The sequence below is a fragment of the Serratia sp. 121840015-1 genome (genome assembly GCF_053627655.1).
The window spans coordinates 57,177-84,073 of record NZ_JBSEYF010000001.1 but is presented as its reverse complement, the minus strand read 5'-3'; the positions used below and the strand labels follow the sequence as shown (position 1 = coordinate 84,073).

The window sequence follows — 26,897 nt, the reverse complement described above, 5'->3', positions numbered from 1 at the left end:
AGCGATTACTTGCTCTTTTTCAGGTGGCTCATCAGGCGCTTGCGCTTACGCATCTGGGTCGGCGTCAGCAGGTTGCGTTTGCCGGCGAACGGGTTGTCGCCCTCTTTGAACTGAATACGGATCGGCGTCCCCATCACGTTCAGCGAGCGGCGGAAGTAGTTCATCAGGTAGCGCTTGTACGAATCGGCCAGATCGCTGACCTGGTTGCCGTGGATCACCACGATCGGCGGGTTATAACCGCCGGCGTGGGCGTATTTCAGCTTCACGCGGCGGCCGCGCACCAACGGCGGCTGGTGATCGTCAACCGCCATCTGCATGATTTTGGTCAGCATCGAGGTATTTACGCGGCGGGTTGCGCACTCGTAGGCTTCCTGCACCGATTCGAACAGGTTGCCGACGCCGCTGCCGTGCAGCGCGGAAATAAAGTGCACGCGCGCGAAGTCGACGAAGCCCAGACGCAGGTCGAGCATCTCTTTCACGTGCTCGCGATCTTCTTCGCTCATGCCGTCCCACTTGTTGACCGCAATCACCAGTGAGCGCCCACTATTGAGGATAAAGCCAAGCAGCGAGAGATCCTGATCGGAGATGCCTTCACGCGCGTCGATCACCAGCAGCACGACGTTGGCGTCTTCAATCGCCTGCAGGGTTTTGATCACCGAGAACTTCTCGACGGTTTCGGTCACCTTGCCGCGTTTACGCACCCCGGCGGTGTCGATCAGCACATATTCGCGTTCGTCGCGCACCATCGGAATGTAGATGCTGTCGCGGGTGGTGCCCGGCATGTCGTACACCACCACGCGCTCCTCGCCGAGGATGCGGTTAGTAAGCGTAGACTTACCAACGTTCGGACGACCGACGATCGCCAGTTTGATCGGCAGATCCTGCGGGTTGAACTCTTCTTCCGGCTCTTCGTCTTCTTCGCCTTCCAGCGTTTCGCCGTTTTGCTCGGCCCAGTAAGCGGCGTTGGCCTCTTCCTCGGTCAGCTCGACGTCTTCCGGTTTTTCCGGCACGAACGGCACCAGCACGTGTTCGATCAGTTGGGTCACGCCACGGCCGTGGGAAGCGGCGATAGCGAACACTTCACCCAGGCCGAGCGAGTAGAAATCGGCGGTAGCGGTGTCCGGATCCAGGCCGTCGGTCTTGTTGGCCACCAGGAAGGTTGCCTTCTGACGGCTGCGCAGGTGCTGGGCGATGCCCTGATCCGCCGGCATCAGGCCGGCGCGGGCGTCGACCATGAACAGCACGATGTCCGCTTCTTCGATCGCCAGCAGCGACTGACCGGCCATGCGCGTTTCGACGCCGTCTTCGGTGCCGTCGATACCGCCGGTATCGACGATGATGAATTCATTGCCTTCGATTTCAGCACGACCATACTTGCGGTCACGCGTCAGCCCCGGGAAATCCGCCACCAGCGCATCGCGCGTATGGGTTAAACGGTTGAACAAGGTGGATTTACCCACATTCGGGCGCCCGACCAGCGCGACGACAGGTATCATTGTTGAAGCCTCATTACTTAATAATCAATGCGTTACTGCACTGTGGATAGACACCAGCGGTGCAGCTTATAAAAATACGAAACGGCCCCTGAACATTCAGGAGCCGTTTTCAAGCCTTGCGACGAGCGGCGTTAGCGGGTGAAAGCGTAAACTTTCCCGCCGCGAGCCTGGATGACCAGCTTGTCGCCGGCCACCATCGGCGCAGACAGGAAGCCGGAGCTGTCCACTTCCTGCTGGGCGACAAAACGGCCATCGGTGGTGTTGATCCAGTGCAGATAGCCTTCGGCGTCACCGGTCACCAGATAACCATTATACATCACCGGCGGCGTCAGGTTGCGGTGCAGCAGATCGCTCTGCGTCCACACGGTCACGCCGCCTTCGGTGCTGAGCGCGACGACGCGATCGTTTTGGTCGATCAGGTAGATGCGGCCCGCGTCGACGATGAAATCGTTCACCGAACCCAGCTCGCGTTTCCAGATGATCTGGCCGGAACGCAGATCCAGCGCCGTCAGGTTGCCGTTGTAGCCCAGCGCGTAGACCACGCCGTCAACGATCACCGGCGTGGTGTCCACGTCGTTCAGGCGATCGATTTCGGTCGCGCCGCTCGGCTGAGAAATGCGCTGTTGCCAGATCAGTTGACCCTGCTGCATCAGCACGGCGCTGACGCGGCCGTTGTCACCGCCGACGATGGCAGCGCCAAAGGCGACGGCCGGCGCGGATTCACCGCGCAGCGACAGCGAAGGCATGTCCAGGTTAACCGTCCATTTCACCGCGCCGTCGGCCTCGTTCAGCGCCTGCAGCATGCCGTTGGAGGTGTGCACCAACACCATGCCGTCGCTGACAACCGGACGGGAGATCGCTTCGCCGGCCACTTTGGTCTGCCAGGCGATGGCGCCGTCGGCGGTGTTCAATGCGTAAACCACCGCTTTTTCGCTGCCGACGTAAACCTTGTCACCCGCGACCGTCAGGCCGCCCGACAGCAGCGCAGACAGGTTGCTGGAGAAGAAACCGGTCTTCTCCGAGAGATTGACCTTCCACTTCTCGTTGCCGCTGTCGGCGTCCATCGCTTTCACGATGCCGAAGCGATCGGCGGCGTAAATGGTGCTGTCCTGATAGGCCGGACGCAGGTGGGAGTAATACTCACCGATACCGTCGCCCACCGAGGTGCTCCACGCCTTGTTCGGCGTAAACTGATTTTCAACTTTCGGCAACGGCGACATGGTAACCACGTCTTCTTCGCTGTTAAACAGCGAGCAACCACTCAGCAAGGCAGCGGAAACCAGTCCGACCAAGAGTGTTTTACGCAATTGCATGGGAATTCCCCTTAGCTGGACAAGTTATTCAATTTCATGCGCAGCAGAACCTGCAGCGCCTGAGAAGCGTTGGATTCAATGCCTTTGCTGTAAGCTTCGCGTGCGCCCTTGGCGTCGCCCTTGGCCAGCAGCACATCGCCGCGCACATCCTGCATCATCGCCGCCCAGCCTTCGCCTTTCACGCCATCCAGCGTTTTCAGCGCTTCATCCAGCTTTTTCTCCTGCAACTGGACGCGCGCCAGACGCAGATCGATCATTGCCAACAGGTTGTCGTCTTTGGTCTGGCCCTGCGCCAGCGCCAGTTGCTGTTCCGCCTTGGCGAAATCATTCTGTTCGACAAAGTGCTTGGCCAACTGCAGCGCGGCCAATACGCCGTAGCTGTTGCCGTTAGCCTGGACAAATTTCTCCGCGGCAGCCACGTCATCCGGCTTGCCGGCCGCCAGACGATCGCTGGCTTCCTGATAGGATTGCGACGCAGCCATCATGTTGGAGTTTTCATGGCTCTGCCAGTAACGCCAGCCAACCAGGGCACCAATTCCGAGCACCACGCCCACCGCCAGCGCTTTGCCGTTCTCGGCAAAGAACCGACGCAGTGCGTCGACTTGTTCGTTTTCAGTGGTATAGACTTCCACGGTGTCCTTCTCCTTAACCTAACATCAAAGCCAGACGCGCAGCGACTTCGCTTTGCGCCAGCGTTTCTTGTTCACCACTGCGCAGGTCTTTCACCACCACCTGCTGCGCCGCCACTTCGCTCTCCCCCAGGATCAGCGCGATGCGCGCGCCCCATTTGTCCGCACGGGTGATCTGCTTCTTGAAGTTGCCGCCGCCGTAATTGGTCATCAGCTTCAGCTGCGGCGCCGCGTCGCGCACCTGTTCAGCCAGCTGCATCGCCGCGCTCTGGGTGCCCGCGCCGGAAGAGATGACGTACACGTCGATAGCCGACGGCGCCTTGAATTCCGGGTTAACCGCCTGCACCAGCAACACCAGGCGCTCGAGGCCCATGGCGAAACCGACCGCCGGGGTGGCGCGGCCGCCCAATTGCTCGACCAGGCCGTCGTAACGGCCGCCCGCGCAGACGGTGCCCTGCGCGCCCAGGCTGGTGGTCACCCACTCAAACACGGTGCGGTTGTAGTAATCCAGACCGCGCACCAGGCGCTCGTTAACGGTATATGGGATACCTGCCTGCGCCAAAAGTTCACACAGACCGGCGAAGTGAGCACGGGATTCTTCGTCCAGGTACTCGGACAGGCGCGGCGCGTCGTTCAACAGCGCCTGCACCTCAGGATTTTTGGAATCCAGCACGCGCAGCGGGTTGCTGTACATGCGGCGTTTGCAGTCTTCGTCCAGCACCTCGACGTGCTGCTCCAGGAACGCCACCAGCGCGTCGCGGTAGTTGGCGCGCGCCTCCAGAGAACCGATGGAGTTCAGCTCCAGCTTGACGTGCTCGGCGATGCCCAGCGCTTTCCACCAGCGGGCCGTCAGCAGGATCAGCTCGGCGTCGATGTCCGGGCCTTGCAGGCCGAACACTTCCGCGCCCAGCTGATGGAACTGACGGTAGCGGCCCTTCTGCGGGCGCTCGTAGCGGAACATCGGGCCGATGTACCACAGACGCTGTTCCTGATTGTACAGCAGACCATGTTCGATGCCGGCGCGCACGCAGCCAGCCGTCCCTTCCGGACGCAGCGTCAGGCTTTCGCCGTTGCGGTCTTCGAAGGTATACATCTCTTTTTCCACGACGTCGGTCACTTCGCCGATCGCGCGTTTGAATAACGGGGTCTGCTCTACAATCGGCAACCGGATTTCGCTGTAACCGTAGCTGCCCAGCACCTGCTTGAGGGTGCCTTCAATACGCTGCCATAATGCCGTTTCTTCCGGCAGGTAGTCGTTCATGCCGCGAATGGCTTGAATGTTCTTTGCCACGTGAGTTCTCTGTCCGTTGTCTGTAAAAATGAACCCGATTATAGGGACTTTGCCGCCCGGTATTCAACGCGGATGCGGTTTTCTGCCCTTCAGGTTCATAAACAAGCGGGCCAACAGGCCCGCCGTGTAGCGATAACGCTTATTTTTCCAGCAGGTTGACCGTGATGCGGTTGCTTTCGTCCATCATCGCGGCCTTGGCGCGAATTTTCGCTTCCAGCTGGTCGATCATCTGTTCGTTGTCGAAACGCTCTTTCTGGCGCACGCCGTCTTCATAGAAGCCGCTCTTCTTATGGCCGCCGGTCACGCCCATGGTGGACACCAGCGCTTCGCCTGGGCCGTTCACCACGCAGCCGATGATCGAAACGTCCATCGGCGTGATGATGTCTTCCAGGCGCTGCTCCAGCGCGTTCACCGTGCCGATCACGTCGAACTCCTGACGCGAACAGGTCGGGCAGGCGATGAAGTTGATGCCGCGCGCGCGGATGCGCAGCGACTTCAGGATATCGAAACCGACCTTCACTTCTTCGACCGGATCCGCCGCCAGCGAGATGCGCAGGGTGTCGCCGATGCCTTCAGACAGCAGCATGCCCAGGCCGATGGCCGATTTGACCGACCCGCTGCGTGCGCCGCCGGCTTCGGTGATGCCCAGATGCAGCGGCTGATCGATGCGCGAGGCCAGCAGGCGGTAAGACTGCACCGCCAGGAACACGTCCGACGCCTTGACGCTGACCTTGAACTGGTCGAAGTTGAGGCGATCGAGGATGTCCACGTGGCGCATGGCAGATTCCAGCAGCGCTTCCGGCGTCGGTTCGCCGTACTTTTCCTGCAGGTCTTTCTCCAGCGAGCCGCCGTTGACGCCGATGCGAATCGGGATGTTCTTGTCGCGGGCGCAGTCCACCACCGAGCGAATGCGCGATTCGTTACCGATGTTGCCCGGGTTGATGCGCAGGCAGTCTACGCCGTATTCGGCAACCTGCAGCGCGATGCGATAATCGAAATGGATATCGGCGACCAGCGGCACGTTGACCTGCTGCTTGATCAGCTTGAACGCCTCGGCGGCGTCCATGGTAGGAACTGAAACGCGGACGATGTCGACGCCCACGCGCTCCAGCGCTTTGATCTGATTAACCGTTGCTTCAACATCGGTGGTACGGGTGTTGGTCATCGACTGCACGGCAATCGGCGCGCCATCACCAATAGGCACCTTGCCGACGTAAATGCGTGTAGATTTTCGACGGTTGATGGGCGCTTGGTTATGCATTACTTACTCTCCATTGCTGCTCTGACATCACGACCGGGGCCGCGCGATTACTGCGCGGCGACGGTCAGGCGAGCAACACGGTTTGACTTAACGAACCGGCTTAAATCAACCGGTTTACCCTGATACTGGATCTGTACTGCCGCCGGCGCGCCGATGGTCAGCTTATACGGCGCGGTGCCGGCCAGGTTCAGCTTGCCGCCCTTCTTCTGGGTGCCGCTGAACAGCGTTTTACCGCTCGCGTCGCTCACCTGCAGCCAGCAGTCAGCGGAGAAGTCCATTACCAGCGCGTTCGGATCGGCTGCCGGCGCAGCCACGCCCGCATCGGCGGTCGGCAGCGGCGCTTGTGCCGCCGGGGTGGTTTCCGGCAGGGTAGTCTGGCTTGGCGACACCACGGCAGGCTGCTGCTGAGCCGTGCCCGGCACCTGAGCGGTAGCCGCCGGTGCCTGAGCCGCTGCGCCGGCATCGGCCGGCGCAGCGCTGTTGTCGGTCAACGGCACGTTGGTGCCGGCGTCGGCGTTGCCGTCGGTCAGCGGCACGGACTGCCCTTCGTTATTCTGTGAAAGCTGCGCGGAGGACTGATCGGCCATGGTGGCGATCTCTTCCTGCTGGGCCTTGTGGTTTTGCCACCACCAGGCGCCGGTCAGGCCGATCACCACAAACACGATAAGCCAGGTGAAGCTCATCAGCCAGCCGTCGCGTTTCTTGCGGCGCTTGCCCAGCGAGAAGCTTTGCATCGGCGCCACTTTCGCCATCTTCAACGGCGCCTGCTTGGCCAGCATCGGCAGCAGTTCGTCTTCCGGCAAATGCACCAGCTTGGCGTAGGAACGGATGTAACCGCGCACGAAGGTGGACGCGAGGTCAGCAGACACGCTGTCTTCCTCAATATCGCGCACGGTGGACATTTTGAGACACAGGCGTTCTGCAACGGTCTGTTGGCTCAGCCCGAGTTGCTCACGGGCCTGACGCAGGCGCTGGCCCGTCGTCATGGATACGGTTTTATCTTGGGAGGCTTCAGTATTCATTAGCTAAGAACTGCTGGTACTGTTTGGATTGTGGAAAACTTCGCGCTAGCTGCTTGCCATAGCGTTGAACGCTATCCTGACGGCCGGCTAACGCGGCGAAACGAATCTGTAACCATAAGCTGCTGGCGCTGGCCGGCAGAACATGCTGATAAACATCCAATAAAAGTTGCGACTGGGCGCGCTTCCCTTCTCCAAATTGCTTTTCGGCCTCCGCCAACAGCGGAGTGCCTTTGTCCGGATCGACCTTCAGCGCGCGGCTCAACAGCGTGCGCGCCTCATCGTTTTGTCCGGCCTTGAGAAAACAGTAACCTGCGTTTTCCAGGCTGTCGGCGACCTGGCCATAATCGGGCGCCAGCGCCGCAGCGCTAAACTGCTGTTGCGCCGGTACATACTGCCCTAAACCGCAAAGAAACGCACCGTAATTATTCAATACGGTGCCATTGCCTGGCGCAAGTTTGAGCGCTTGCCGATAACGCTGTTCGGCCGCGGCATTTTCACCGATCCGCTGCTCATAGAGCGCCATGCCCAACTGCGTGCGGTAATCCTGTGGGGCCGCGTCCAGCGCCTTTTCCAGGTTCTGGCGCGCGGCGTCCATGTCGCCTTGCTGCAGGTACTCCAGGCCCAGCTGCAACCGCGTCTGGCCCGCCTCAGAGACTTGTGCATCCTTTTCCGGCGCTGAACCGGAACACCCGGCCAACAACCCGGCCGCCAGCCACACACCCCACAGTTTCAGCTTCATGCCCGCATTCATTTCCTTATCGGCCGTCAGCTAACGCCCGCCAGCGACACGCTTGCGCATAACAGGCTGTTAGATAACAAAAAATGGTGCTATAGGATTCAGACCGCCCGTACGTTGATAGGTTCCCCGGCCATTTTCTTCTTCAGGGTACGCTTGGTACGGTCGATCACTTCACCCGCCAGTTGCCCGCAGGCGGCGTCGATATCGTCACCACGGGTTTTACGAACAATAGTCGTAAAGCCGTATTCCATCAACACCTTGGAGAAACGATCCACCCGGCTGTTGGAGCTGCGGCCGTAGGGGGCGCCCGGGAACGGGTTCCACGGGATCAGGTTGATCTTGCACGGCGTGTCTTTCAGCACTTCCGCCAGCTGATGCGCATCGTCGGTGCTGTCGTTGATATGATCCAGCATCACGTACTCGACGGTCACGCGGCCCTGATTGGCGTTGGATTTTTCCAGATAGCGACGCACCGCGGACAGGAAGGTCTCGATGTTGTACTTGCGGTTGATCGGCACGATCTCATCGCGGATGGTGTCGTTCGGCGCATGCAGCGAGATCGCCAGCGCCACGTCGATCATGTCGCCCAGCTTGTCCAGCGCCGGCACCACGCCGGAGGTAGACAGGGTCACGCGGCGTTTGGACAGGCCAAAGCCGAAGTCGTCCAGCATGATTTCCATCGCCGGCACCACGTTGTTCAGGTTGAGCAGCGGCTCGCCCATGCCCATCATCACCACGTTGGTGATCGGGCGTTGGCCGGTCACCTTCAGCGCGCCGATGATCTTCGCCGCGCGCCACACCTGGCCGATGATTTCCGACACGCGCAGGTTGCGGTTGAAGCCCTGCTGCGCCGTCGAACAGAATTTACACTCCAGCGCGCAGCCTACCTGCGAGGAGACGCACAGCGTCGCGCGGTCGGCTTCCGGGATGTACACGGTTTCGACCTGCTGATCGCCGACTTTAATCGCCCACTTGATGGTGCCGTCGGCCGAACGCTGTTCTTCCGCCACTTCCGGCGCGCGGATCTCCGCCACGCGCTGCAGCTTGCCGCGCAGGACTTTGTTGATGTCGGTCATCTGCTCGAAATCGTCGCAGCAGTAGTGGTAAATCCACTTCATCACCTGATCGGCGCGGAACGGTTTCTCGCCCATTTCGGCGAAGAACTCGCGCATTTGCTGGCGGTTCAGGTCCAGCAGGTTGATTTTGGCCGCAGCCGGTTGCTCCACGTTAACGGAGGGGGTAGTCAGCGAATTATTTTCAGACACGGTGTGCTCGGACGTGATGGGTTCTAACATAATGATCTCTGGCCTCGTTATTACACGTTATGGCGCTAAAGAATGGACAGTAAGTTGTGCATTTCAGCCCGCATGATTCGGGTGGCGGCACTAAAAACACGCCCCTGACAAGTCGTCTTATCAGGGGCGCGGCATTGTACAAATTTTAGTAGCGGGTGGCTACGGCTGAAAGGCATTCAGGGCATTTTTATTGTTTCAGCCGGTGAATGCCTGGTTATCAGCCAAGAAACGGCACGATTAACGTGCGCAGATTTCTCTTTCGTTGAAGAAGTAAGCGATTTCGCGCTGTGCAGATTCAACGGAGTCGGAACCGTGCACGGCGTTAGCGGTGAAGCTGTCCGCGTAGTCGGCACGCAGGGTGCCAGCCAGCGCGTTGTCCGGGTTGGTTGCGCCCATGATGTCGCGGTTGCGCTGTACGGCGTTTTCAGATTCCAGAACCTGCACCATGATTGGGCCGGAGGTCATGAACTCAACCAGACCGTCGAAGAATGGGCGGCCTTTGTGCTCAGCGTAGAAGCCTTCAGCTTGCTCGCGAGTCAGACGCAGCATTTTAGCGGCGATGATTTTGAAACCGGCGCGCTCGAAACGCGCATAGATAGCGCCGATGTCGTTGTTGGCTACAGCGTTTGGTTTAACGATGGAAAAGGTACGTTCTACGGTCATGATGGCCTCTGTATGACTTCCAAAACAGGCCGGTCTGCAATGTTGCCGGCCTTCTCAAGTGGCGCAGATTATATGTGCGCCGTTAACGCTTGCCTACGGGAAAATCAACATTTCATTAAAAAATATGATCTTCATGGGCCATTTTCGACAACGTGACGGCGCTACTGGGTCTTGTCGGTAGACGGGATCAAATTGCGCAGCCAGCTGCCCCAGCGGCGCTGATAAAACGGCTGCGTATGGGAGATCAGATAGTGGCTGATGCCGCGCTCTTTCTCCGACACCAGACAGAAATCCACTGGTTCGTCGTTCGGCGCCGTTTCGCTGGCGACGCTGCCGGCCTCGTTGATCAACGCCTCGATCTCCGCCGGCTCGGCGTCCACTTCCAGCCCGATCAGCAAATTCGGCTTCTCGTCCGCCGCCTGGTCGTGCATCAGCGCCAGAAACGCGCGGCGCACCGGCTTGCGCTGGCTGAACAGCGTGGTCAACGCGTCCACCATCGCCGACGGATACTCTTCGGGCTGCCCTAGCAGGATTTGGGTCTCTTTGTCGACGTAATGCTCCACCGGTTTGACGACGCCGCCGGTCGCCAGCAGCATCGCCACCTCTTCCGGATAGAACTCCTTGCCGTACTCCGCCTTCGGGTTGAGGAACAGATCCGCGCCCTGGGTGATTTCGAACAGCACCCGCGCCGGCATGGCGATAAACGGCTGTTCGTCCTCAACGGCCTTCTGCAGCGCTTCCAGCGAGGTGAAGAACGGAATGATGCTGCCGCCGTCCTGCTTTTCCCAATGCTGGATATTGACCGGCGTATCCGCGTTCAGCGCGATGTCGCCGTCCTGCTGCACCTGCTCGCTGTCGCCGAGGATCAGCACCGTGGCGTCGAGCAGTTCACGGAAGAACGCCGGGCGGTGGGCCGGCTCCGTCACCGCCAGCTTCAGCAGGCGTTCAAGTTCGTTCTCGCTCGGGGCGGCATCGTGATGATGGGCACTCATGGCAAACTCCAGGGATCAAATAGCGAGGCCCAGCATGCTGGGCCCCGAAGATAATGCGCATTCTAGCGCCCGACGTAGCGGGCGTTCAATTATTTGGCTTTGCTCAGCAGCAGATTGGCCAGGGTACGCACGCCCAAACCGGTCGCGCCGGCCGACCACTGCTCCACCGCGCCTTTGCGGTAGGTGGCGGAACAGTCGATGTGCAGCCAGCCTTGCTGGTAATTCTTGACGAAGTGCGACAGGAAGGCCGCCGCGGTGCTGGCGCCGGCGGTGTAGGCCGGGCCGGCCACATTGTTCAGCTCGGCGAAGTTGGACGGCAGCTGGCTGCGGTGGAACTCGGCCAGCGGCAGACGCCAGAACGGCTCTTGCTCGGCGGCGGCGCTGCTCAGCAGCTCCTGCGCCAGCGCGTCGTCGAAGCTGAACAGCGCATGGTAGTCGTTGCCGACCGCGGTTTTGGCCGCGCCGGTCAGGGTGGCGCAGTCGATAATCAGCTGCGGGTTCTGCTCAGAAGCGTCGATCAGGCCGTCGGCCAGCACCAGGCGCCCTTCCGCATCGGTGTTCATCACCTCAACGGTTTTGCCGTTGCGGTAGCGAATAATGTCGCCCAGCTTGAAAGCGTTGCCGCTGACCATGTTGTCGGCGCAGCACAGGTACAGCTTCACGCGCTGCTTCAGGCCGCGCGCCGCCGCCAGCGCCAGGGCGCCGGTGATGGTGGCCGCACCGCCCATGTCAGCCTTCATCGAGTCCATAAAGGCGCTCTGCTTCAGGCTATAACCGCCGGTATCGAAGGTGATGCCCTTGCCGACCAGGCAGGCAAACACCGGCGCGTCCGGGTTACCGGTCGGGTTGAAGTCGAGCGCCAGCAGCACCGGTGGGCGCTCGGAGCCGCGGCCGACGGTGTGGATGCCGGCATAGTTCTGCTCGCGCAGATCTTCACCCTTGGTGATGCGGTAGCTGACGGCATCACAGCCGACGTCGCACATCAGATCGACGGCGCGGGTCGCCAGCTGCTCCGGCCCCAGCTCTTCCGCCGGCATATTGATGGTGTCGCGCACCCAGTCTACGATCTTCAGGCGCTTATCCAGCTCCTGACGCGCGGCTTCCGGCAGCTCGGCCCATTCGACGTTGCGCTGCCCTTTCGGCCCGCGGTAGCCCTGCCAGAACGCCCAGCTGTTTTCCAAGTCCCAACCGTCGCCGGCGAGTTTGACTTTTTTGATGCCCTGACCGTCAATTTTGCGGCCGGCACGCTGGATCGCACCCAGTTTGTCGGCGCCGGTCAGGTGGATGGTCATCCCTTCGCCGTTGGTGCTGAGCAGCGCTTTTTCACCCCAACGGGCGTCGGCAGGTTGTTGCGACAGCGTGACCTGCATGAATTCTGTTGTCATAGCCTTCTTACTCCGGATTATTCTTTTATTAATCTTGTCGGATACAAAATAAACGGGCCGCCCATGGCAGCCCGTTACGCTATTTACTCCGCTTCATCTAACCAGACCAGCAGGATCGCTTCCAGTATTTTTTCGTTGGAAGCCTGCGGATCGTCGTCGAACTCTTCCAGATCGCAGATCCACTGATGCATGTCGGTAAAACGCACGGTTTTCGGATCGGTGTCCGGGTATTGGTCGTACAGGGCTTCGCCGATTTCTCGGCTGTCGGTCCACTTCAGTCCCATTATGATCTCCGGGTTGGCGCTGCGGCTAACAATTAATGCTCACGCGCGTGGTTGACGGTGTAGCGCGGCATTTCGACCACCAGATCTTCGTCGGCGACCAGCGCCTGGCAGCTCAGACGGCTTTCCGGCTCCAGCCCCCACGCTTTGTCCAGCATGTCGTCTTCCAGCTCGCTGCTCTCTTCCAGCGAATCGAAACCTTCACGCACGATGCAGTGGCAGGTGGTGCAGGCGCAGGATTTCTCGCAGGCGTGCTCGATTTCAATGCCGTTGCGCAGCGCAACGTTGAGGATCGACTCCCCTTTTTCGGCTTCCAGAACCGCCCCTTCCGGGCAAAGATCTTGATGGGGTAGGAAAACAATTTTAGGCATGGTTAAACCTCATCCACAGAATGGCCAGCCAGCGCGCGGCGAATGGAAGCGTCCATGCGGCGCGCGGCAAAATCTTGCGTTTGTGCATCTAATGTTTTGATGGCGTCTTCGATAGCGGCGGGATCTTCCCCCTGCACCGCCTGCTGCAACGCCTGGGTGGCGGCGGCGATCGCCTGGCTTTCCGCCTCGCTCAGCAGCGCGGCGTCGGTGGCCAGCGCGCCCTGCAGGCTTTCCAGCACCCGCGCGGCTTCCACGCGTTGCTCCGCCAGCTTGCGCGCGCCCACGTCGCTTTGCGCGTTGGCCATCGAATCCTTGATCATGCCGGCGATTTCGCCGTCCGACAGGCCGTACGACGGCTTGACCTGGATCGAGGCCTCAACGCCGGTGGATTTCTCCATTGCGGTGACGCTCAGCAGACCGTCGGCATCCACCTGGAAGGTAACGCGAATGTGCGCCCCCCCGGCAGGCAGCGGCGGCAGGCCGCGCAGCGTGAAGCGCGCCAGCGAACGGCAATCCTGCACCAGCTCGCGCTCACCCTGCAGCACGTGGATCATCATCGCGCTCTGGCCGTCTTTGAAGGTGGTGAACTCCTGCGCGCGCGCCACCGGAATGGTGGTGTTGCGCGGGATCACTTTCTCCACCAGGCCGCCCATGGTTTCGAGGCCCAGCGACAGCGGGATCACGTCCAGCAGCAGCATGTCGCTGTCCGGCTTGTTGCCCACCAGAATGTCGGCCTGGATCGCGGCGCCGATGGCGACCACTTTATCCGGATCGATCGACGTCAGCGGCGTGTGGCCGAAGAAGGCCCCCACCTGCTCACGCACCAGCGGCACGCGGGTGGAACCGCCGACCATCACCGCTTCCAGCACCTCGTCCGCGGCGACGCCGGCGTCTTTCAGCGCGCGGCGGCAGGCCATCAGCGTACGTTTCACCAGCGGAGCGATCAGCGCTTCGAACTGGGCGCGGGTCACCTCGCCCTGCCAGCCGGCCACCTCGACGCGCACGCTGTCGGCATCGCTCAACGCGATTTTGGCGGCGATGGCGGCGTCCAGCAGCTGGCGCTGCACGCCATGGTCGCTGCGATCGGCCACGCCGGCCTGCTCGCGCAGCCAGTCGGCCAGCAGGTGATCGAAGTCGTCGCCGCCCAGCGCGGAATCGCCGCCGGTGGCCAGCACTTCGAACACGCCGCGGCTGAGGCGCAGAATGGAGATATCAAAGGTGCCGCCGCCCAGATCGTAAACCGCGATCACCCCTTCCTGGCCGGAATCCAGCCCGTAGGCGATCGCCGCCGCGGTCGGTTCATTCAGCAGGCGCAGGACGTGCAGGCCGGCCAGACGCGCCGCGTCTTTGGTGCCCTGGCGCTGAGCGTCGTCGAAGTAGGCAGGAACGGTGATCACCACGCCATCCAGCTCGCCTTCCAGCGCCGCTTGCGCGCGCGCGGACAGGGCCCGCAGGATATCGGCGGAGACGCCGACCGGGTTAACCGGGCCGGCGGCGGTGACGATCAGCGGCAGGCCGTTGTCGCTGGCCTGGAATTGATAAGGCAGGTTCGGGTAACGTTGCTGCACGTCCGCCAACGAGCGGCCCATCATGCGTTTGATGGAGCTGACGGTATTGGCCGGATCCTGCGCCGCCTGTTGGCGCGCCTCCCAGCCGACGCGCTGCGCGTCCGCCTGATAATGCACCACCGAAGGCAGCAAATGGCGGCCCTGTTCGTCGGCCAGCGTTTCCGCTTGCCCGCTGCGCACCGTGGCGACCAGCGAGTTGGTGGTGCCTAAGTCGATGCCGGCGGCCAGACGTCGCTGGTGCGGCGCGGCGCTGAGGCCAGGCTCACTAATTTGTAATAAGGCCATGTTGAAGCTTCCACAATCAGAATCAGAAGGTGTTACTCAAAACCCAGCAGTTTTTCTTCGAGTTGTTCAACCTGTTGCTGGAGTTTGTCCAAAAAGCGCAGCTTGCGCACGGTGTCGGCGGCATCCGCCCACTGTTCACTGTCCAACTGCTGCAGCATCAGCGCGCTGCGCTGCTTGATGGAGACGGCCAGCCGCGCGCCGAAATCGGCCAGCAGGCTTTCCGCCTCCGGCTTGCGCTCAATGGCGTCGAGCTCTTCGCGCAGTTCCAGCTGTTCCATCAGGAACGCGGTGTCGCGCATCGTATGCTGTTCGTTGCCCAGATCGAAGCCGTGCAAAGATAGCATATACTCCGCGCGTTTTAACGGGTGCTTCAGCGCCTGGTAGGCTTCGTTGATGGTCGCCGCCTGCTGCAACGCCATCAGGCGTTCGCGCTCCGGCTGGTTGGCGAAACGATCGGGGTGGAATTGGCGCTGCAGATCCTGGAAGCGGGACGCAAGCAGGCTGCCGTCCACGGTGTAGCGAACTGGCAGCCCGAATAAAGTAAAGTAATCCATAGCGTGCTCTGGGCGTTAGCGGATGAAGTTCCCCCGCCGAAACGGGGGAGCACGATGGACTGTCAGACGTTGAAACTCTCGCCGCAGCCGCATTCGCTTGAGACGTTCGGGTTGTTGAACTTGAAGCCTTCGTTCAGGCCTTCCTTAACGAAATCAAGCTCGGTGCCGTCAAGGTAGACCAGGCTCTTGCCGTCGATGATCACCTTGATGCCTTTGTCTTCAAACACGATGTCGTCATCGTTGGCTTCGTCAACAAATTCCAGCACGTACGCCATCCCGGAGCAGCCGGAAGTTCGCACTCCCAGACGCAGGCCGAGACCTTTGCCGCGGTTCGTCAAAAACGCCTGAACACGCTGCGCAGCGCTGTCGCTCATGGTAATAGACATCACAACCTCACACTTCACATCAAAGCCCGGCGCGGCCGGGCCGACTCAGACAAATTACTTGGCGCTGTGCTTGCTCTTATAGTCGGCAATCGCTGCTTTGATGGCGTCTTCAGCCAGGATCGAGCAGTGAATTTTGACCGGCGGCAATTCCAGCTCTTCGGCGATCTGGGTGTTTTTGATCGCTTCAGCCTGATCCAGCGACTTGCCTTTCATCCATTCGGTCACCAGCGAGCTGGAGGCGATGGCGGAACCGCAGCCGTAAGTTTTAAAGCGCGCGTCTTCGATGATGCCTTCATCGTTAACCTTGATCTGCAGCTTCATGACGTCGCCGCAAGCCGGCGCCCCTACCATGCCGCTGCCGACGGTAGGATCTTCGTTGTCGAAAGAACCCACGTTGCGCGGGTTTTCATAATGATCGATTACTTTTTCGCTGTAAGCCATGACCTTGCTCCTGAAACCTGAGAATTAATGATGCGCCCATTCGATGCTGTTGATGTCCACGCCCTGCTTGAACATCTCCCACAGTGGGGACAGATCGCGCAGACGGCCGATGGATTTACGCACCAGTTGAATGGTGTAGTCGATCTCTTCTTCCGTGGTGAAACGCCCCAGGGAGAAACGGATCGAGCTGTGCGCCAATTCATCGCTCATGCCCAGCGCGCGCAGCACGTAGGACGGCTCGAGGCTGGCGGAGGTACAGGCTGAACCGGAGGAAACGGCCAGGTCTTTCAGCGCCATGATCAGCGACTCGCCTTCAACGTAGTTGAAGCTGACGTTCAGGATGTTCGGTGCGCCGTGCTCCAGATCGCCGTTCAGATACACTTCTTCCATATCTTTCACGCCGTTCCACAGACGATCGCGCAGGGTGCGCAGACGCGCCATCTCTTCGGTCATCTCTTCTTTGGCGATGCGGTAAGCTTCGCCCATGCCGACGATCTGGTGGACAGGCAGGGTGCCGGAACGCATGCCGCGCTCGTGACCGCCGCCGTGTACCTGCGCTTCGATGCGGATGCGCGGCTTGCGGCGCACATACAGCGCGCCGATGCCTTTCGGGCCATAGATTTTGTGGCCGGAGAACGACATCAGGTCGACTTTCAGCTTGCTCAGATCGATAGGCAGTTTGCCCACGCTCTGGGTGGCGTCAACGTGGTAGATGATACCGCGCGCGCGGCACATTTCGCCGATCGCTTCGATGTCCTGCACCACGCCGATTTCGTTATTGACGTGCATGATGGAGACCAGAATGGTGTCATCGCGCATCGCCGCTTCGAGATCCTGCAGGCTGATGATGCCGTTGCTCTGCGGCGCCAGGTAGGTCACTTCAAACCCTTCGCGCTCCAGCTGACGGCAGGTGTCCAGCACGGCTTTGTGTTCGGTTTTGCTGGTGATGATGTGCTTGCCTTTTTTCTGGTAGAAATTGGCAGCGCCTTTGATCGCCAGGTTGTCGGATTCGGTCGCCCCGGAGGTGAAGACGATTTCGCGTGGGTCGGCGCCCACCAGTTCGGCGATTTGGTTACGGGCGATGTCTACCGCCTCTTCCGCCTGCCAACCGAAACGGTGGGAACGGGAAGCCGGGTTGCCAAAAGTGCCGTCCAGGGTCAAAAACTGCATCATCTTCTCAGCAACGCGCGGGTCAACCGGCGTCGTTGCTGAGTAATCCAGATAAATCGGTAATTTCATTGCTCTTGTGCTCCGTACATCACTTCCAAAAACTAAAATAATTTCGCCAGCTGCTTATGCGCGCAGATTAACGTTGATAGTTTCTTGCGGACGACCGTTGGCCGTGCGGCGCGTATCGTTGTTTTGACGATCCGCCACCACCAGCACTTCCTGGTTATTGACCAGTTCTGCCAGCGTAATGTTGTTCAGGAACCCGCTGATGCGCTCGCTCAGATCGCGCCACAGGGCGTGGGTCAAGCAGCGATCGCCGCCCTGACAGCCTTCTTTGCCCTGGCAACGGGTTGCATCTACCGATTCATCGACGGCAGTGATGACAGCGCCAACGGCGATCTCACCCGCGTCTTTACCCAGCAGATAACCACCGCCCGGACCACGCACGCTGGCCACCAGGCCGTTCTTGCGCAGACGGGAGAATAATTGTTCCAGATAAGAGAGCGAAATACCCTGGCGTTCGGAAATGTCCGCCAGTGGTACCGGCCCTTCCTGGGAATGCAGCGCTACGTCAAGCATAGCGGTTACGGCATAACGGCCTTTGGATGTCAGTCTCATAGCTCAATGGTTACCTGTTGGTCAAATATGGCCGAAAGTCTGACATTCCTGAGTAAAACAGTCAACTATTTAACCTAGTAATTGACTCAAGTATTAGCACGTTTTGAACTTAGCAAGAACAAAGGTATATAAAATACATGTTATAACCTTTGGATAACTAATACTATTGTCGCCCACCGTTATGCCACATCAATTAATTACCTTGATGTTTATCCTGTTTCTCGATCGACGTCAGCATGCCGCGCAGGATATTCAGCTCCTGCCCTTCCGGGCGCGCGCGGGTGAACAGCCGACGCAGGCGGCTCATCACCTGCCCCGGATGGGACGGGCGAATAAAGCCGGTGCGCTGCAGCGTCTGCTCCAGGTGCTGATAGAAACGCTCGAGGTCGTCCACCAGCGGATACGGCGTCTCTTCCAGCTGCGGCGCGCCCGCCTGTTGGCGATCGAGGTAAGCCACGCGCACTTCGTACGCCAGGATCTGCACCGCCATCGCCAGGTTCAGCGAGCTGTAGTCCGGGTTGGCCGGAATGGCGACGTGGTAGTGGCACTTCTGCAGTTCATCGTTGGTCAACCCGACGCGTTCGCGGCCGAACACCAGCGCCACCGGCGCGTGTTCGCCCTCGTGCACCGCGCGCACGCCGCATTCACGCGGCTCCAGCATCGGCCACGGCAAGGTGCGAGAACGTGCGCTGGTGCCCACCACCAGGCTACAGCCGGCGATGGCGTCATCGAGGGTATCGACGATAGTGGCGTTGCCGATCACGTCGCTGGCACCGGCGGCCAGGGCGATGGCCTGAGAATCGGGTTTGATCAGCGGATTAACCAGATAAAGGTTGGTTAAACCCATGGTTTTCATGGCTCTGGCGGTCGAGCCCATGTTGCCGGTATGTGAAGTCTCTACCAGAACAATGCGGATATTGTGCAGCATACAAACTCTGAGCGTGGCGGAAAATCGCAGCATCTTAACACAGCCATAGGCAATTTGCCGAACAGCTGCTATACTTCGCGCCGTTTCCTGTTCTTTAACATCCTAGTTGGAAGATACCCATGCATCCGATGCTGACTATCGCCGTGCGCGCTGCGCGCAAGGCCGGTAACCTGATTGCCAAAAACTACGAAACCCCGGACGCTGTAGAAGCGAGCCAGAAAGGGACCAATGACTTCGTCACCAACGTCGATCGCGATGCAGAGCATCTGATCATCGACGTCATCCGCAAGTCTTATCCGCAACACAGTATCGTGAGCGAAGAACGCGGTGAGCTGATCGGCGAAGATCGCGATGTGCAATGGGTGATCGATCCACTGGATGGCACTGCAAACTTCATCAAACGTTTCCCTCATTTCTCCGTTTCCATCGCCGTACGCATCAAAGGCCGTACTGAAGTGGCCGTGGTTTACGATCCGATGCGCAACGAACTGTTCACCGCCACTCGCGGCCAGGGCGCACAGCTCAACGGTTACCGCCTGCGCGGCACCAACGCCAAAGATCTGGATGGCACCATCCTGGCGACCGGCTTCCCGTTCAAGGTCAAGCAGCACGCAACGCCTTACATCAACATCGTCGGCAAGCTGTTCACCCAGTGCGCAGACTTCCGTCGCACCGGTTCCGCCGCGCTGGATCTGGCCTATGTGGCCGCCGGCCGCGTAGACGGGTTCTTCGAAATCGGCCTGAAGCCGTGGGATTTCGCCGCGGGCGAACTGCTGGTGCGTGAAGCCGGCGGCCTGGTGACCGACTTCGTCGGTGGCCACAACCACTTCAGCTCCGGCAACGTGGTTGCAGGCAACCCGCGCGTAGTGAAAGCCATGCTGGCCACCATGCGTGAAGAACTGAGCGAAGCGCTGAAGCGTTAATCGCCAGAAGCGAATCGAAAAAAAGCGCTGCCGATGCAGCGCTTTTTTTATGCCCGTTAGCGGGAGAAGGGCCGGATGCCGCCGCCGAATTCCGGCTGCGCGCTGACGTACAGCAACAGCCCTGCAGCCAACAGGATCAGGCCGCCGGCTAACGCCAGCGCCCCCCAGGCCACCGCGCTCCAGGCGGCGGGGGCACGCGAACGGCTGAGGCGCACCGCCAGCCGGCGGCTGTAATGCACCAGCAGCGCCAGCATCGAGATGGTCAACGAGGTGCCGAACGCCATCGCCAGCGCGGAGATCACTCCCCAGCCGAACACGCCGATCACCTTGGAGAACAGCAGCACCAAAATCGCCCCCGAACAGGGGCGCATGCCCATCGCCAGCACGATGGCGGCCTGAGTGCGCCAGTCGCTTCCCGCCTGCAGCTCGCTGTCGCTCGGCAGATGCCGGTGGCCGCAGCCGCAGTGGGCGCTGTGCACATGATCCGCCGCCAGCGGCGTCAGGCTGTTGATGCGCAGCGCCGGCGCCGGGCGCATCGCCTTGATCGCCGCAAACAGGCGTTTCAGCGCGCGCCAACTCAGCAGCACGCCAAGCAGCATCACCAGAATAAAACTGCCCTTCTCCAGCCAGAAGCTGCTTTGGTGCAGCTGGCGCGAAGAGAGCTGCAATACCACCAGCATCAGCGTGACCAGCGCGATCGCTACCCCGCCCTGTACCAGCGAGGCGGCGAAGGTCAGCTTCAGACTGCTTTTCAGCCGCGCCGGATGGGTAGCCAGGTAGGTGGCGATCACCACTTTGCCGTGCCCGGGGCCAAGCGCATGCAAGACGCCATAGCCGAGGCTGAACAGCATCAGTGCCAGCCCGGCCTGCTGCGGCGCGGCCTTCACCTGCTGCAACAATCCCGCCATCTGCTGGTGCAGCGCTTTTTGCCATACCACGCTCTGCATCAGCAGCTGCGGCCAATAGTGCCACGCCAGCAGCGCGGCGGCCGCCAACGCCAGCGTGAATGGCAGCAGCGGCCACAGGCCGAAGGCCCAGTGGCGTCGGCTCGTCGTCGGAGGTGAGAAATTTAACGACATTGCAGCGTCACCCGCTGGGCGAACTGCTGCCCCAGCGCCAGGTCTTCACCGGGCGAGTCGTTCTTGTCGAGCGACAGCGCATAGGCCTGCAGCGACGCATTCGGCTTCGGCGTCATCAGCTTGTAGCTGCACAGCTGCGCCATCTCCGGCGGCAGATGCAGCGCATTTTGGTCTTTATAGGTCATATCCACGAAATAAGTCGGATCGTAAGTAGAAAGTTCGAACGGCTTGCCCGCCAGCGGCTGTGGCTCGGCCAACGGCAGCACGAACTCCAGCACCGCCTGATTGCCCTGGCGCGACAGGTGATATTCGCTGGGCAAGTTCAGGTATTTCACCGGCTTGCCGTCGCGGTAAAGATCGGTGAAATAGTGCTGCCCCAGCACGTTGGCCATCACTTCCGCCGCCAGCTTTTTCCACACTTCCGAATCGCTCTTGGCGTTTTTCGCATCGTAGAGCAGATCCGCCGAGGTGATTTCATCCATCACCCACACCATTTTCAGGCCTACCAGCCGCTGGTCTTTGGCGACGAAGGTGGTATTCATGTCGATAAAGCTGTGCGGATGCGCGATCGCACCGGCGCTGAACACGGCGCCGAAGGCAGCCAAAAGACGACGTAACTTCATCATTATCCTGTCTTACCTGCATTTGTTATAACGTAACACAAATAAATACCGAACGGCCCGCCTCTCCCGGCGATATTTGTGACGAAAGTTGTAAGCCGAAGTAAAAGGCGCGCGGTAACCCTGCCATTACAAAGCCTTTTGCTATGCTTAGGCATAATCGCAACCTTTTATGCCGGAAGGTGATAATGAGCCTGGACACCTCTCCCGTGCCCGAGCTCTCCGGACAACAACGGCGCTGCCATCTGCTGCTGATGCTGTACACGCCGGAGCCCGAGTTACAGCTGGAGACCCTGAGCCGAATCAACGGCGTCGCCCCCCCGATAACCCGGCAAGATATAGCCGAGGTGGCCAGTGAAATCCAGCGTTTCCACCACCTGGAGATCGCCGTCGATCACGATCGTGGTTACCAACTGCGGGGCAGCACGCTCGACCAGCGCCTGTGCCTGATCCATTGGCTGCGGCGGGCCCTGCGCTGCAGCCCGCAATTCGTTGAAGGCGATTTCGCCCCGCGCCTGCGGCACGCGCTGGCGGCCGATGCCGCCCCGGCGTCTGCGCTGGCAGAGGCGATCGATGCCTGCGAGCCGCTGCTCAACCGCCGCTTCGATGCACGCGACCGCCAATTCCTGCAGCATTATCTGCTCTACTGCGCCTGGCAAAATCGCCTGCGGCAGCATCCGCGTTTCGACGCCGTTCAGCGTGACTGGCTGCGGCAAAAACCGGAGCAGCAGGCCGCCGCCTGGCTGCATCAGGCCTGCAACCGGCTGTTTAATCAGCCGCCGCAGGCAGACGAGCGCGATTTTTTGGCGCTGACGTTTACCATGTTGAAAAATCACAGCTACCACAGCAACGACTCCGCGCAGGAACAGCGGCTGATGGCGGCCATCGACAGCATGGTCGAGCGCTTCCAGCAACTTTCCGGCATGGCCTTCAGCAGCAAAACTGAGCTGGTCAGCCAGCTGTTTGCCCATCTGGCGCCGGCGCTGGAGCGCTGCCGTTTCGCCATCGGCATCGACAATATGCTGCTGGAAGAAGTGGTGCGCAAATACCCGCGGCTGATGCGCACCACGCAGGAAGCGCTGAAACCGCTGGAGCAGGAGTACGGCGTGCATTTTTCCAACGAGGAGGCGGGCCTGGTGGCCATCAGCTTCGGCGCCTGGCTGATGCAGGACAACGCGCTGCAGGAAAAACAGGTGCTGCTGCTGACGCTGGACAACCCGCAGTTGGAAGAAGAAGTGGAATACCAGATTCGCGAGCTCACGCTGCTGCCGCTGAACATCAAGTATCTGCCGCTGAACGACTATCTGCGCGGCGGCGCGCCGCAGGGCGTCATGCTGGTGATCACCCCTTATGCGGCGGTGCACAGCGATCCGCACCCGCCGCTGATCTATACCGAACTGCCGCTGGAAACCCGGCAGCGCCAGGCGATCCGCGCGCTGCTGGAAGCCCCTTAATCAGCGGCTGACGCTGACCGCCGGCGGCCGGATGAACAAGGCCGGCACCGCGACCGCCGCCATCACCCAGAATACCCCGCCCTGCCAATGTTCGAACAGGAACCCGGCAATGACCGTCATGACGGCGATGCCGCCGCCCATCGCCAGCGCCGAATACACCGCCTGCAGCCGGATCACCTCTTGCCCCTGGCGCGCGGCGATAAAGCGCATCGCCGCCAGATGGCAGACGGTGAAGGTGCCGCAGTGCAGGATCTGGATCAGCAGCAGCCAGCCCAGCTCGGTGCTGTAGGCCATCAGGCTCCAGCGCAGCACGCCGCAGCAGGCGGAGAGCAACAGCAGGTTGCGCGCATTCCAGCGGCGGAACAGCACGTTGCTGCTGGCGAAAATAATCACCTCCGCCACTACGCCGAGCGACCACAGATAGCCGATGGTCGAGGCCGAATAGCCGGCTTCCTGCCAGTAAATGGAACCGAAGCTGTAGTAGCCGGCATGCGCCCCCTGCAGCAGCGTGACGCACAGCAGGAAGCGCCAGACCGGCCCTTCTTTCAGCAGTGCCCACAGCGAGCGCTCAGCTCCGCTGTGCGTGCGCGCTTCGCCCTGCGGCATGACGCTCGGCTTCAGCAACATGCCCAGCAGCATCGCCAACACGCTGAAGATCAGGCTGTAGAGAATGGCGTTATGGCCCCACACCGCCACCAGCTGCCCGGTCAGCGCCGAGCCGATGACGAACGCCAGCGAGCCCCACAGCCGCACCCGGCCGTAGTCCATACGGATCTGCTTTTGCCAGGTGCCAGCCAACGCGTCGGTCAGCGGTACCAGCGGCGAGAAGAACAGGTTGAACCCCGCTATCACCAGCATCAGCCAGCCCCAGCCGTTGCCGAAGCAAAAGCCGACCGCGAAGGCCAGGGTCAGCAGCGCCAGCAGGCGCAGGGCGGAGACTAAATGAGAGGGATCTTTAACGCGGGGTGCAATCAGTAAACTGCCGAGGAAGCGGGCCACCAAGCCGGCGCCGAGCAACATGCCGATGGTTTCGGGTGCGATGCCCTCGCCTTTCAGCCATACGCCCCAGAACGGTAAGAAGATGCCATAGGAAAAGAAGTAGGTGAAATAACTGAGAGCGAGCCAACGCGTTGATTGCAGAACCATGATCCCTCCGGAGTGAGGGCAATACTTTGACAGAGCTCACACTGCCCCGCAATCGTCATTCCACTTCAATGCGTTAGAGTGCCAGACAGTTCACAGTTTGCTGCTGGCGGGCATAAAAAAAACCCGCCGCAGCGGGTTTTTTTGGGCGAAAGCGGGATTATGCGTAAACCGGCAGGCGGGCGCAGATATCCAGCACTTTCTTCTTGGTGCGTTCGATGGTGGCTTCATCGTTGATGTTGTCCAGCACATCGCAGATCCAACCGGCCAGTTCGCGCACGTCGGCCTCTTTGAAGCCGCGACGGGTCACGGCCGGGGTGCCGATACGCACGCCGGAGGTAACGAACGGGCTCTTCGGATCGTTCGGCACGCTGTTTTTGTTGACGGTGATGTTGGCGCGGCCCAGGGCAGCGTCCGCTTCTTTACCGGTCAGGTTTTTGTCGACCAGATCCAGCAGGAACAAGTGGTTATGGGTGCCGCCGGAGACCACTTTGTAGCCGCGCTGCAGGAACACTTCCACCATCGCCTTGGCGTTGACCGCCACTTGCTGCTGGTAAACCTTGAACTCAGGCTCCATCGCTTCTTTCAGCGCCACCGCCTTGCCGGCGATCACGTGCATCAGCGGGCCGCCCTGGCCGCCAGGGAACACGGCGGAGTTCAGCTTTTTGTACAGCTCTTCGTCGCCGCCCTTCGCCAGGATCAGGCCGCCGCGCGGACCCGCCAGGGTTTTGTGGGTGGTGGTGGTGACGATGTGCGCGTGCGGTACCGGGTTCGGGTACACGCCGGCAGCGATCAGGCCCGCCACGTGCGCCATGTCGACGAACAGGTAAGCGCCGATGCTGTCGGCGATTTCGCGCATTTTGGCCCAGTCAACCACGCCGGAGTAAGCGGAGAAGCCGCCGATGATCATTTTCGGCTTGTGGGTTTGCGCCTGCTTGGCCAGATCGTCATAGTCGATTTGGCCTTTGTCGTCGATGCCGTAAGGCACCACGTTATACAGTTTGCCGGACAGGTTGACCGGGGAACCGTGGGTCAGGTGGCCGCCGTGCGCCAGGTTCATGCCCAGAATGGTGTCGCCCGGCTGCAGCAGCGCGGTGTACACGGCGAAGTTAGCCTGGGAGCCGGAGTGCGGCTGCACGTTGGCGTAATCGGCGCCGAACAATTCTTTGGCGCGATCGATAGCCAGCTGCTCAACGATATCCACGTATTCGCAGCCGCCGTAGTAACGCTTGCCCGGATAGCCTTCAGCGTATTTGTTGGTCAGCTGGGAACCCTGAGCCTGCATCACGCGCGGGCTGGTGTAGTTCTCAGACGCGATCAGCTCGATGTGCTCTTCCTGACGCACCACTTCCTGCTCCATGGCACGCCACAGTTCCGCATCGTAATCGGCAATGTTCATTTCACGCTTTAACATCCGGCATCTCCTGACTTAAATCAGCTAACTAAAAAATCACCAAATAACTACCCGTTTGGGTTCTGGGCCACAGTGTAAACCGTTTCACCCCACCGAAGATAGGTCTTGACAGAGGTTTTTACGCAAACGATTGGCATAAGGTGGCGCAAGGCTTTGATCCGCGAAACGCCGCCGTTTATCAACGGACATTTCCTCATGCGAACAATGCGCTTTTTTCATGTTCTGTGAGCGCGATCGACGCCCGAAGAACACCGCAACGAAAACAAGGGTATTTACAAGCGACGCGGAACCCAATAAGATGCATTTAAAATACATCATTAGAATTCTCGTCAAGATCCCAACCCAAGGAGCGCTTCCATGCTGGATAGCCAAACCATCGCCACCGTGAAATCCACCCTTCCCCTGCTGGCTGCGACCGGGCCGAAGCTGACCGCCCACTTTTACGATCGCATGTTCGCGCACAACCCGGAATTGAAAGACATTTTCAACATGAGCAACCAGCGCAACGGCGATCAGCGTCAGGCGCTGTTCGACGCCATCTGCGCCTATGCCGCCAACATCGAGAACCTGGCGGCGCTGCTGCCGGCGGTGGAGCGCATCGCGCAGAAGCACACCAGCTTCAATATCCAGCCGGAGCAGTACAACATCGTCGGCGGTCACCTGCTGGCGACGCTGGACGAAATGTTCAGCCCGGGTCAGGAAGTCCTGGACGCCTGGGGCAAAGCCTACGGCGTGCTGGCCAACGTATTTATCCAGCGTGAAGAGCAGATTTATCAGCAGAGCGAAACCGACAACGGCGGCTGGCGCGATCTGCGCGCGTTCCGCATCCTGAAGAAACAGCCGCAGAGCGACGTGATCTGCAGCTTCGTGCTGGCGCCGGTGGACGGCGGCCGGGTGGCGGACTTCAAACCGGGGCAATACCTGGCGGTCTACATCAAGCACGACAGCCTGGAGCATCAGGAAATTCGCCAGTACTCGCTGACCACCTCGCCGAACGGCGAGTTCTACCGCATCGCGGTGAAGCGCGAAGATCAGGGGAAAGTGTCCAACTACCTGCACCAGCAGGCGCAGGAAGGCGACGTGATCTACATCGCCCCGCCGCACGGCGACTTCTTCCTCGACGTGGCGCCGACCACGCCGGTGGCGCTGATCTCCGCCGGCGTCGGCCAAACCCCGATGCTCGGCATGCTCAACACCCTGCACGACAACCAGCATCAGGCGCAGGTCCACTGGCTGCACGCGGCGGAAAACGGCAGCGTGCACGCCTTTGCCGATGAGGTAGCGGATATTGCCGGGCGTATGCCGAATCTGAGCCGCCATGTGTGGTACCGCGAGCCGGGTGCCGATGACGTGGAAGGCCGCGACTACCACAGCCGCGGATTGATGGATTTGAGCGCGCTGCAAGGCAGCCTGGCCGATCCGCAGATGCACTATTACTTCTGCGGCCCGGTGGCCTTCATGCAGTTCGTGGGCAAACAACTGCTGGAGATGGGCGTAGAGGCCGAACGCATCCACTACGAATGTTTCGGCCCGCATAAGGTGCTGTAATGCTTGCGGAGCGCGGCCGTCAGACCGC

27 protein-coding genes are annotated in these 26,897 nt (G+C 60.4%); 3 read left to right on the top strand and 24 right to left on the bottom strand.

Going from position 1 to position 26,897, the window contains the following annotated elements:
* Positions 1 to 5 precede the first annotated feature (5 nt).
* The 20 genes from der to trmJ all read right to left on the bottom strand — a co-directional run bounded on the left by der (position 6) and on the right by trmJ (position 18,688).
* Complete coding sequence (gene der, locus ACUXAC_RS00405) at positions 6 to 1,496, bottom strand: ribosome biogenesis GTPase Der (RefSeq protein ID WP_019452357.1); 1,491 nt, start codon at positions 1,494 to 1,496, stop codon at positions 6 to 8.
* 131 nt (positions 1,497 to 1,627) lie between these two features.
* Positions 1,628 to 2,809: an outer membrane protein assembly factor BamB gene (bamB, locus tag ACUXAC_RS00400; protein WP_060424928.1), complete on the bottom strand. Its 1,182-nt coding sequence runs from the start codon at positions 2,807 to 2,809 to the stop codon at positions 1,628 to 1,630.
* Between the two features lie 11 nt (positions 2,810 to 2,820).
* Positions 2,821 to 3,441, bottom strand: a complete 621-nt coding sequence (locus ACUXAC_RS00395; RefSeq protein ID WP_033635592.1) for a YfgM family protein — start codon at positions 3,439 to 3,441, stop codon at positions 2,821 to 2,823.
* Between the two features lie 13 nt (positions 3,442 to 3,454).
* Positions 3,455 to 4,729, bottom strand: coding sequence for a histidine--tRNA ligase (gene hisS / locus ACUXAC_RS00390; RefSeq protein WP_025159556.1), 1,275 nt, complete (start codon positions 4,727 to 4,729; stop codon positions 3,455 to 3,457).
* A gap of 139 nt (positions 4,730 to 4,868) precedes the next feature.
* On the bottom strand, positions 4,869 to 5,990 hold the full coding sequence (gene ispG, locus ACUXAC_RS00385) for a flavodoxin-dependent (E)-4-hydroxy-3-methylbut-2-enyl-diphosphate synthase (RefSeq protein ID WP_016929756.1): 1,122 nt from the start codon (positions 5,988 to 5,990) through the stop codon (positions 4,869 to 4,871).
* Between the two features lie 47 nt (positions 5,991 to 6,037).
* Entirely contained in the window at positions 6,038 to 7,012 is a 975-nt protein-coding gene (rodZ, locus tag ACUXAC_RS00380) for a cytoskeleton protein RodZ (RefSeq protein WP_038874539.1), read from the bottom strand.
* Positions 7,002 to 7,751 carry a type IV pilus biogenesis/stability protein PilW gene (gene pilW / locus ACUXAC_RS00375; RefSeq protein ID WP_060424943.1) on the bottom strand — a complete coding sequence of 250 codons (750 nt, stop codon included), beginning with the start codon at positions 7,749 to 7,751 and terminating at the stop codon, positions 7,002 to 7,004. Before pilW ends, rodZ begins: the two co-directional genes overlap by 11 nt.
* A gap of 98 nt (positions 7,752 to 7,849) precedes the next feature.
* On the bottom strand, positions 7,850 to 9,046 hold the full coding sequence (locus tag ACUXAC_RS00370; protein ID WP_004941426.1) for a bifunctional tRNA (adenosine(37)-C2)-methyltransferase TrmG/ribosomal RNA large subunit methyltransferase RlmN: 1,197 nt from the start codon (positions 9,044 to 9,046) through the stop codon (positions 7,850 to 7,852).
* Between the two features lie 237 nt (positions 9,047 to 9,283).
* Positions 9,284 to 9,709, bottom strand: a complete 426-nt coding sequence (gene ndk / locus ACUXAC_RS00365; RefSeq protein ID WP_421115171.1) for a nucleoside-diphosphate kinase — start codon at positions 9,707 to 9,709, stop codon at positions 9,284 to 9,286.
* A 161-nt stretch (positions 9,710 to 9,870) separates the two neighbouring features.
* Positions 9,871 to 10,701 (bottom strand): enhanced serine sensitivity protein SseB, encoded by an 831-nt coding sequence (gene sseB, locus ACUXAC_RS00360; protein ID WP_038874537.1) that lies wholly within the window; start codon positions 10,699 to 10,701, stop codon positions 9,871 to 9,873.
* 89 nt (positions 10,702 to 10,790) lie between these two features.
* Positions 10,791 to 12,086, bottom strand: a complete 1,296-nt coding sequence (gene pepB / locus ACUXAC_RS00355; protein WP_198509101.1) for an aminopeptidase PepB — start codon at positions 12,084 to 12,086, stop codon at positions 10,791 to 10,793.
* An 83-nt stretch (positions 12,087 to 12,169) separates the two neighbouring features.
* The gene (gene iscX / locus ACUXAC_RS00350; RefSeq protein ID WP_006327336.1) at positions 12,170 to 12,370 is read right to left on the bottom strand and encodes a Fe-S cluster assembly protein IscX; all 201 of its coding nucleotides are present in this window, start codon (positions 12,368 to 12,370) and stop codon (positions 12,170 to 12,172) included.
* Positions 12,371 to 12,402: 32 nt separating this feature from the next.
* Positions 12,403 to 12,738, bottom strand: a complete 336-nt coding sequence (gene fdx / locus ACUXAC_RS00345; RefSeq protein WP_004941417.1) for an ISC system 2Fe-2S type ferredoxin — start codon at positions 12,736 to 12,738, stop codon at positions 12,403 to 12,405.
* A 2-nt stretch (positions 12,739 to 12,740) separates the two neighbouring features.
* Positions 12,741 to 14,591 (bottom strand): Fe-S protein assembly chaperone HscA, encoded by a 1,851-nt coding sequence (hscA, locus tag ACUXAC_RS00340; RefSeq protein WP_100396640.1) that lies wholly within the window; start codon positions 14,589 to 14,591, stop codon positions 12,741 to 12,743.
* Between the two features lie 32 nt (positions 14,592 to 14,623).
* On the bottom strand, positions 14,624 to 15,145 hold the full coding sequence (gene hscB / locus ACUXAC_RS00335; protein ID WP_004941412.1) for a co-chaperone HscB: 522 nt from the start codon (positions 15,143 to 15,145) through the stop codon (positions 14,624 to 14,626).
* Between the two features lie 62 nt (positions 15,146 to 15,207).
* Positions 15,208 to 15,531 carry an iron-sulfur cluster assembly protein IscA gene (gene iscA, locus ACUXAC_RS00330; RefSeq protein ID WP_004941410.1) on the bottom strand — a complete coding sequence of 108 codons (324 nt, stop codon included), beginning with the start codon at positions 15,529 to 15,531 and terminating at the stop codon, positions 15,208 to 15,210.
* Positions 15,532 to 15,585: 54 nt separating this feature from the next.
* Entirely contained in the window at positions 15,586 to 15,972 is a 387-nt protein-coding gene (iscU, locus tag ACUXAC_RS00325) for a Fe-S cluster assembly scaffold IscU (RefSeq protein WP_004941408.1), read from the bottom strand.
* 24 nt (positions 15,973 to 15,996) lie between these two features.
* Complete coding sequence (iscS, locus tag ACUXAC_RS00320) at positions 15,997 to 17,211, bottom strand: cysteine desulfurase (protein ID WP_015378780.1); 1,215 nt, start codon at positions 17,209 to 17,211, stop codon at positions 15,997 to 15,999.
* A gap of 54 nt (positions 17,212 to 17,265) precedes the next feature.
* On the bottom strand, positions 17,266 to 17,760 hold the full coding sequence (gene iscR / locus ACUXAC_RS00315; protein ID WP_004941404.1) for a Fe-S cluster assembly transcriptional regulator IscR: 495 nt from the start codon (positions 17,758 to 17,760) through the stop codon (positions 17,266 to 17,268).
* A gap of 193 nt (positions 17,761 to 17,953) precedes the next feature.
* Entirely contained in the window at positions 17,954 to 18,688 is a 735-nt protein-coding gene (gene trmJ, locus ACUXAC_RS00310) for a tRNA (cytosine(32)/uridine(32)-2'-O)-methyltransferase TrmJ (protein ID WP_025303916.1), read from the bottom strand.
* Between the two features lie 119 nt (positions 18,689 to 18,807).
* On the opposite strand from trmJ, the gene suhB reads away from it, so the two are divergent.
* A complete protein-coding gene (gene suhB, locus ACUXAC_RS00305) occupies positions 18,808 to 19,611 on the top strand; it encodes an inositol-1-monophosphatase (protein WP_004941400.1) in 804 nt (267 codons plus the stop codon).
* Positions 19,612 to 19,667: 56 nt separating this feature from the next.
* On the opposite strand, the gene ACUXAC_RS00300 is transcribed toward suhB, so the two are convergent.
* On the bottom strand, positions 19,668 to 20,690 hold the full coding sequence (locus ACUXAC_RS00300; RefSeq protein ID WP_049200710.1) for a nickel/cobalt transporter: 1,023 nt from the start codon (positions 20,688 to 20,690) through the stop codon (positions 19,668 to 19,670).
* A complete protein-coding gene (locus ACUXAC_RS00295) occupies positions 20,681 to 21,316 on the bottom strand; it encodes a DUF1007 family protein (protein ID WP_033651572.1) in 636 nt (211 codons plus the stop codon). Before ACUXAC_RS00295 ends, ACUXAC_RS00300 begins: the two co-directional genes overlap by 10 nt.
* Before the next feature lie 182 nt (positions 21,317 to 21,498).
* On the opposite strand from ACUXAC_RS00295, the gene csiE reads away from it, so the two are divergent.
* A complete protein-coding gene (gene csiE, locus ACUXAC_RS00290) occupies positions 21,499 to 22,764 on the top strand; it encodes a stationary phase inducible protein CsiE (protein ID WP_203088695.1) in 1,266 nt (421 codons plus the stop codon).
* Here csiE and ACUXAC_RS00285 read toward each other — a convergent pair whose 3' ends face one another.
* Both ACUXAC_RS00285 and glyA read right to left on the bottom strand, forming a co-directional pair.
* A complete protein-coding gene (locus tag ACUXAC_RS00285; RefSeq protein WP_038874523.1) occupies positions 22,765 to 23,910 on the bottom strand; it encodes a 3-phenylpropionate MFS transporter in 1,146 nt (381 codons plus the stop codon).
* Between the two features lie 157 nt (positions 23,911 to 24,067).
* The gene (glyA, locus tag ACUXAC_RS00280; protein ID WP_004941389.1) at positions 24,068 to 25,321 is read right to left on the bottom strand and encodes a serine hydroxymethyltransferase; all 1,254 of its coding nucleotides are present in this window, start codon (positions 25,319 to 25,321) and stop codon (positions 24,068 to 24,070) included.
* 357 nt (positions 25,322 to 25,678) lie between these two features.
* Between glyA and hmpA the strand changes: the two genes are divergently transcribed.
* Positions 25,679 to 26,869 carry an NO-inducible flavohemoprotein gene (gene hmpA / locus ACUXAC_RS00275; protein WP_197658718.1) on the top strand — a complete coding sequence of 397 codons (1,191 nt, stop codon included), beginning with the start codon at positions 25,679 to 25,681 and terminating at the stop codon, positions 26,867 to 26,869.
* Positions 26,870 to 26,897: the final 28 nt, after the last annotated feature.

Excerpts from the sequence above, each read along its gene's own strand:
- der (WP_019452357.1), bottom strand. The coding sequence starts at position 1,496 with ATGATACCTGTCGTCGCGCTGGTCGGGCGCCCGAATGTGGGTAAATCC.
- bamB (WP_060424928.1), bottom strand. The coding sequence starts at position 2,809 with ATGCAATTGCGTAAAACACTCTTGGTCGGACTGGTTTCCGCTGCCTTG.
- ispG (WP_016929756.1), bottom strand. The coding sequence starts at position 5,990 with ATGCATAACCAAGCGCCCATCAACCGTCGAAAATCTACACGCATTTAC.
- rodZ (WP_038874539.1), bottom strand. The coding sequence starts at position 7,012 with ATGAATACTGAAGCCTCCCAAGATAAAACCGTATCCATGACGACGGGC.
- pilW (WP_060424943.1), bottom strand. The coding sequence starts at position 7,751 with ATGAAGCTGAAACTGTGGGGTGTGTGGCTGGCGGCCGGGTTGTTGGCC.
- ACUXAC_RS00370 (WP_004941426.1), bottom strand. The coding sequence starts at position 9,046 with ATGTTAGAACCCATCACGTCCGAGCACACCGTGTCTGAAAATAATTCG.
- ndk (WP_421115171.1), bottom strand. The coding sequence starts at position 9,709 with ATGACCGTAGAACGTACCTTTTCCATCGTTAAACCAAACGCTGTAGCC.
- sseB (WP_038874537.1), bottom strand. The coding sequence starts at position 10,701 with ATGAGTGCCCATCATCACGATGCCGCCCCGAGCGAGAACGAACTTGAA.
- pepB (WP_198509101.1), bottom strand. The coding sequence starts at position 12,086 with ATGACAACAGAATTCATGCAGGTCACGCTGTCGCAACAACCTGCCGAC.
- iscX (WP_006327336.1), bottom strand. The coding sequence starts at position 12,370 with ATGGGACTGAAGTGGACCGACAGCCGAGAAATCGGCGAAGCCCTGTAC.
- fdx (WP_004941417.1), bottom strand. The coding sequence starts at position 12,738 with ATGCCTAAAATTGTTTTCCTACCCCATCAAGATCTTTGCCCGGAAGGG.
- hscA (WP_100396640.1), bottom strand. The coding sequence starts at position 14,591 with ATGGCCTTATTACAAATTAGTGAGCCTGGCCTCAGCGCCGCGCCGCAC.
- hscB (WP_004941412.1), bottom strand. The coding sequence starts at position 15,145 with ATGGATTACTTTACTTTATTCGGGCTGCCAGTTCGCTACACCGTGGAC.
- iscA (WP_004941410.1), bottom strand. The coding sequence starts at position 15,531 with ATGTCTATTACCATGAGCGACAGCGCTGCGCAGCGTGTTCAGGCGTTT.
- iscU (WP_004941408.1), bottom strand. The coding sequence starts at position 15,972 with ATGGCTTACAGCGAAAAAGTAATCGATCATTATGAAAACCCGCGCAAC.
- iscS (WP_015378780.1), bottom strand. The coding sequence starts at position 17,211 with ATGAAATTACCGATTTATCTGGATTACTCAGCAACGACGCCGGTTGAC.
- iscR (WP_004941404.1), bottom strand. The coding sequence starts at position 17,760 with ATGAGACTGACATCCAAAGGCCGTTATGCCGTAACCGCTATGCTTGAC.
- trmJ (WP_025303916.1), bottom strand. The coding sequence starts at position 18,688 with ATGCTGCACAATATCCGCATTGTTCTGGTAGAGACTTCACATACCGGC.
- suhB (WP_004941400.1), top strand. The coding sequence starts at position 18,808 with ATGCATCCGATGCTGACTATCGCCGTGCGCGCTGCGCGCAAGGCCGGT.
- ACUXAC_RS00300 (WP_049200710.1), bottom strand. The coding sequence starts at position 20,690 with ATGTCGTTAAATTTCTCACCTCCGACGACGAGCCGACGCCACTGGGCC.
- ACUXAC_RS00295 (WP_033651572.1), bottom strand. The coding sequence starts at position 21,316 with ATGATGAAGTTACGTCGTCTTTTGGCTGCCTTCGGCGCCGTGTTCAGC.
- csiE (WP_203088695.1), top strand. The coding sequence starts at position 21,499 with ATGAGCCTGGACACCTCTCCCGTGCCCGAGCTCTCCGGACAACAACGG.
- ACUXAC_RS00285 (WP_038874523.1), bottom strand. The coding sequence starts at position 23,910 with ATGGTTCTGCAATCAACGCGTTGGCTCGCTCTCAGTTATTTCACCTAC.
- glyA (WP_004941389.1), bottom strand. The coding sequence starts at position 25,321 with ATGTTAAAGCGTGAAATGAACATTGCCGATTACGATGCGGAACTGTGG.
- hmpA (WP_197658718.1), top strand. The coding sequence starts at position 25,679 with ATGCTGGATAGCCAAACCATCGCCACCGTGAAATCCACCCTTCCCCTG.